This window comes from Alkalihalobacillus alcalophilus ATCC 27647 = CGMCC 1.3604 (assembly GCF_000292245.2).
Lineage (GTDB): Bacteria > Bacillota > Bacilli > Bacillales > Bacillaceae_D > Alkalihalobacillus > Alkalihalobacillus alcalophilus.
This window is the reverse complement of record NZ_ALPT02000137.1, coordinates 1-5,390: the sequence shown is the minus strand read 5'-3', so window position 1 is coordinate 5,390 and position 5,390 is coordinate 1. Positions and strand designations below refer to the sequence as shown.

Here is a 5,390-nt window from a genome sequence, read left to right as displayed (position 1 = left end):
GTAATTCCAGCGATTCTCAGATTTCATTACCTATCACCGATTATTCGCACCATAATCAGACGAATCCTCTTTTTTCATTACTAATCATCTGTTATTCGCACTGTAATCAAATGAATCCCCTTTACCATTCCACGTTTTCATGTTCGGTTGAACTAGCAGACAATAGATACGGAATGCCGCGGGGCTCAAGCTCTCCCGCGGAATGCATTGCGATTTCGTGGGCGGAAGCTTTCCTTGGTCGATATAACGAATCCCTTCTCATGTTAAGAGCTCAATGACAAGAGATCATGTCTGATTGTTGGGCTAAATTCTTCTGCTGTGCCATCAAAGACAACTTTTCCTTTATTTAAGACATAGACATGATCCGCCAACTCTAATGCCATCGAGACATTTTGTTCAACTAAGAGCATTGATAACCCACTCATTTTCAATTGTTTAATAATATTTACGACTTCCTTCACCATTATCGGTGACAGGCCTTCAGATGGTTCATCTAGTAACAGCACTTTGGGGTTCGTTAACAGAGCTCTCCCAATAGAAAGCATCTGTTGTTCACCCCCACTCAAGTTTCCTCCCATTGACGTTTCGCGTTCTTTTAACCTTGGGAACAGCTCAAATATTTTGTTTATCGTCCATCCACCTTTGACTGATCGGTGGGTGGTCAACAAATTTTCTTTGACGGTTAAATTCGGAAAAATCCTTCTACCTTGTGGAACGAGTCCAACTCCCATTTTAGAAATTTGATAGCTTGGTTTTGTTTGCAACTCCTCACCACTTAGAATGACCTGCCCAGATTTAGGTGGAACTAACCCGATAATCGAGTGAATCGTTGTCGTTTTTCCCATCCCATTCCTTCCTAAAAGAATCGAAACAGAACTCTCTTTTACTTGTAAGGATACTCCGTGCAAAATATGACTTTCCCCATAATACGTATGCAAGTCTTTCACCTCTAACATATTTGCTCCTCCTCACTCCCAATATAAATCTGATTCACTTTCGGGTCATTTCGAACCATTTCTGGGCTTCCTTCTACTAAAACACCACCATCATATAAAACGACCATCCGATCAGCAATCCCAAAAACAACATCCAAATCATGTTCAATAATTAATAAAGTTAAATCCTTTGGCAGCTTATATAATAAGTCAACAATATAGTCCGTTTCTGATTGCGACATTCCTGCCGTCGGTTCATCCAATAATAAGATTTGTGGCTCTAAGGCAACCCCTAGCAAAATTTCAATTTGCCTCTGTTCCCCGTAAGACAAATTTTTAACAATCGCATTCGTACGGTGTTTAAGCCCCCACTTTTCTAATAATTGGTGGGCTTCTTCATAGATTGCTTTGTACTTTTTTTCGTTTCTCATTTTATACCATACATAACCATAGCCTAATTTTCGCTGTAATGTTAATAATAAATTATCTAAAACAGAGAGCTCATTTAAGAGATTATTTTTTTGAAAAGTTCGGACCATCCCTTGACGTGTTCGCTTATAGTTAGGCAACTTCGTAATCTTTTTGTCATTATGATAGATTTCGCCCCTACTCGGTGGCAAATCACCTGTTAGTAGATTAAAAAAAGTTGTTTTCCCTGCACCATTCGGACCAATAATCCCAATTCGCTCTCCTTTAAAAACCTCTAAAGAAATATCCTTTAAAATATGAAGGCCACCGAAGCTTTTTCCAACACCGTCTACTGTTAATGTCGCACTTTTTTTCATCAGAGACTCCCTTCCTCTTTCACTTATTCATTTGTTTATGCATAATTTTCGTTTTAAAAGATGTTAAGCCGCTTCTGATTTGTCATCAACCTTGCCCTTTCTTTTATTTTTCAAAAACAAATGATAAAGCGATTGCCCGATACCTACCAATCCTTTTGGAAAGAAAATGACAAAGATGATAAAGGTTGCACCGATTATTAACATCCACGAGTTTGTGTATGAACTAATGACCGTTTCCATCGTCACAATCAAAGCGGCCCCAAGTACAGGTCCAAGCATTGTCCCCGCTCCTCCTATTAAAACCATAATGAGAACAGCGCCTGACATTGTCCAATACACATCAGTCGGGGCTATAAATCCGTTGAAAAACGTATATAATGAGCCCGCTAAGCCACCAATTGCCCCAGCAATAATAAACGCAAAGTATTTATATAAGCCAGTATTGTAGCCCATTGATTTAACTCGGGTTTCATTTTCGCGGATACCAATCAACACTTGGCCAAATGGCGATTGAACAAAAAGGCGTAAACCAAAATAAGCAAGCATAAAGACTGCGAGAATGAGATAAAAAATGAGAACAGGATTCCCAAATTGAAAATCGCCAATGCTTACTCTCGGAATGCCTGATAATCCATTTGATCCACCTGTTAACGACGTCGATTGATAAACAAACGAATAAATCATTTGCGAAAAAGCGAGTGTCAGCATCAAGAAATAAAACCCGCTTACTTTCATACAAAAGATTCCAATAAGTGCTGCGACAATCAGGGAACAAATAATAGCTAAACCAATAGTTATAAACAAATTACTTGATAAATTTTGGGCAGTTAATGCCGCTGTATAAGCACCAACTCCAAAAAAAGCAGCATGACCTAAAGAAACAAGGCCCGTATAGCCTACGAGGATGTTTAAACTTAAAGCAAAGATGGCTAAAATTAAAATTTCTGAAAGAAGATTAATATGAAACAACGATAAAACAAACGGTGCTAAACCTAATAAAACGAGAACCGTTACATATGAAACGAATGTTTTCATTTAGGCCACCTTCTTTCCTAATAATCCATTTGGTTTGACGACTAAAACAATCGCCATTAAGCCAAAAATGAGAAACATACTAAGTTCAGGGAATAAAAAGCGACTAAAGGTTTCAACAATACCGACAAGTACACTTGCTACGAGTGTACCTGCAATTGAACCAAGCCCACCAATGACTAGCACAACTAAAGCTAATATAAGTGTTTGAAATTCCATACTAGGATAAATCCCTAAAATCGGCGCTGCTACAACACCACCAAAACCAGCTAACAATCCTCCAATCACAAAGACAACCGTAAACACGAGCTTAATATTAACACCTAATGCCCCAACCATCTCCTTATCACTTAAGCCAGCACGGATAATTGCCCCCCACCTTGTTTGGCTCTGGATATACCACAAAATAGTGGCGATTAATATTCCGACAAGAATAACGACTAAACGATAAACCGGAAAAACCTGATTAAATAACGAGATTGAACCCGAAAAAACGTCCGGTACGACAATCGTTAAGACATTCGAGCCCCATATAATGGAGGCAATGTCATGAAAAACATATGCTAAACCAAATGTCAGCAGCACTTGAGACAAATGACCGAGCTGATAAGTGGGGCGAAGTAAAACTCGTTCCACGACCAATGCAATTAAAGCAACACTAAGAGGAGCAATAATGAGAGCCAACCAAAAACTTTGTGAAAAGGTTGCCGTTAAGGAGTAAGCAATATAAGCACCAAACATATACAAAGAACCATGGGCTAAATTCAAAACCCCTAATATTCCAAACACGAGCGAAAGTCCACAAGTGATAATAAATAACAATAATCCGTATGATAATCCATTCACTAACTGTGCTCCGATAATATCCACATCAATACCCCTCTCTTTCTATTGATCAAGTATTAACTAGCCGGGGGCAAGAACTCCCCCCGCCAATAAGCAATCCCATTTTGAACCCTTATTCACCTGGGTCTTGGACGGACTCCACAGTTTCTAAAATTTTATTTTCTGTTCTATCTCCCTCAACTACGGTTTCTGTAATATAAAGGTTTTGAATAATGTGATGAGTGTCTTGATCGAACTTGATTGGTCCTCGCGGGCTAACAAATTCAACTTCTGAAATCGCCTCAACAATTTTGTCTGGATCTTGTACATCACCATCAAGAGCCGTAAGAGCTTCAACAATGATTCTAGCAGCATCATATCCTTCTAATGATTCAATCGTCGGTCGACGGTCATAAGCCTCCTCATAAGCTGTCACAAACTCTTCGTTTTCTGCTGTTTCTAAATTGTAGTCCCAAAAAGTAGAGACAAAAGCCCCTTCAGCTGCCATCCCAATCGACTCTCGTAAATCTTCAGCAACGAGCCAACCTGAACCAATTAAAGGAAATCGTTCCTTTAAACCGTACTGTTCATATTGTTGAACAAATCGTACCGCATCACTTCCGGCAAAAAATCCATAAACCCCATCTGCTTCAGCTGAACCAATTGTTGTTAAGTAAGAAGCATAATCATTATTTCCAAGTGGCGGGTACACCTCACCAACAATTTCTCCGCCAGCCGCTTCATAAGCCTCTTTAAAAGCAGCCGATACTTCGCGGCCAAATGCATAGTCCGCAGCAGCCATATAAATCTTTTCACCAATATTCTCGTAAGCCCATGCTCCCATTGAATGACCTATTTGCCATGAAGAAAACGAAGAGCGCCAAATATAATCACTTCTTTGAGCTCTTGTTAAATCATTTCCACCCGCATGAGAAGCTAAATACGGTAACTGATTTGAATCTACTTCATCACGGACCGCATAAGCGACTGCTGTACTAACCGCACCTGTTAAGATATCAATCTGATCTTGATCCATTAATTTTCGTAATTTTCGTAAAGCCACTTGAGGATCTGCTTCTGTGTCTTCTTCAATCATTTCAATTTTCACACCGCCTGCTTCCCAATCTACTTGATCAAAATACAGTTTCATGCCATCAGATAAATCCTTTCCAAGTGAAGCGTAGACACCAGAAAAGGGTAAAATACTTCCAATCTTAACAACTCCTTGTTCATCTGTTTCTTCATTTGTGCCATTATTACTCGGCTGCTCATTCGAAGAACCAGTACTTTGAATTGCACTATTACCACAGGCCGTTAGAAAGACTACCAAAAGAAACATTGTGACAAATAAAATCGGTGACTTTTTCATTATTAAAATCCTCCCTTTTTTATGAATGCGCTTTCAAAAACCTAGCCTTGATTAAATTAACTATCTGAATTTTATAATATATCTAAACATTCTGAAATTCAATAGCTTTTTTAAACTTTCGTTGCAAAAATAAAACATTTAAATCTTAAATTGATTTTCACTAAATGGTCCTTTACTATAAAAAATAAGTATTTTTCGTATTTTCCCTATTTTAATCCATTACGAATAATATCTTTTCGTGTTTATTACATAATGAAATACCCACTAAAAACAGGAGGTAAAATGAAAAAAAGATAAAATTTTTTCCATCCCAAATAAACGATTGCTCTTTTTTCTATTTAAACGTTTTTGGGGCAACTGAACCTTCCGCAAAACAAAAAAACCATCTCATTTTGGTTTTATTTCCCCAAATAAGATAGTTTATAGCTCTTAAATATTATGTAT

6 protein-coding genes are annotated in these 5,390 nt (G+C 38.1%); 1 reads left to right on the top strand and 5 read right to left on the bottom strand.

Features of this window, described 5'->3' with window-relative positions; all coding sequences use genetic code 11:
* Positions 1-278, top strand: a 278-nt coding sequence (locus tag BALCAV_RS22970) for a hypothetical protein (RefSeq protein ID WP_235213159.1), incomplete at its 5' end; no start/stop codon positions are given.
* Here BALCAV_RS22970 and BALCAV_RS20480 read toward each other — a convergent pair.
* The 5 genes from BALCAV_RS20480 to BALCAV_RS20460 form a co-directional block, all read right to left on the bottom strand.
* On the bottom strand, positions 264-956 hold the full coding sequence (locus tag BALCAV_RS20480) for an ABC transporter ATP-binding protein (RefSeq protein ID WP_003324681.1): 693 nt from the start codon (positions 954-956) through the stop codon (positions 264-266). The two genes, BALCAV_RS22970 and BALCAV_RS20480, sit on opposite strands and share 15 nt — an antisense overlap.
* Positions 950-1,720 (bottom strand): ABC transporter ATP-binding protein, encoded by a 771-nt coding sequence (locus BALCAV_RS20475; protein WP_003324680.1) that lies wholly within the window; start codon positions 1,718-1,720, stop codon positions 950-952. Before BALCAV_RS20475 ends, BALCAV_RS20480 begins: the two co-directional genes overlap by 7 nt.
* A gap of 63 nt (positions 1,721-1,783) precedes the next feature.
* Entirely contained in the window at positions 1,784-2,755 is a 972-nt protein-coding gene (locus BALCAV_RS20470; RefSeq protein WP_003324679.1) for a branched-chain amino acid ABC transporter permease, read from the bottom strand.
* On the bottom strand, positions 2,756-3,622 hold the full coding sequence (locus tag BALCAV_RS20465) for a branched-chain amino acid ABC transporter permease (protein WP_003324678.1): 867 nt from the start codon (positions 3,620-3,622) through the stop codon (positions 2,756-2,758).
* Between the two features lie 88 nt (positions 3,623-3,710).
* Positions 3,711-4,946, bottom strand: a complete 1,236-nt coding sequence (locus BALCAV_RS20460) for an ABC transporter substrate-binding protein (protein ID WP_003324677.1) — start codon at positions 4,944-4,946, stop codon at positions 3,711-3,713.
* Between the last annotated feature and the right edge of the window lie 444 nt (positions 4,947-5,390).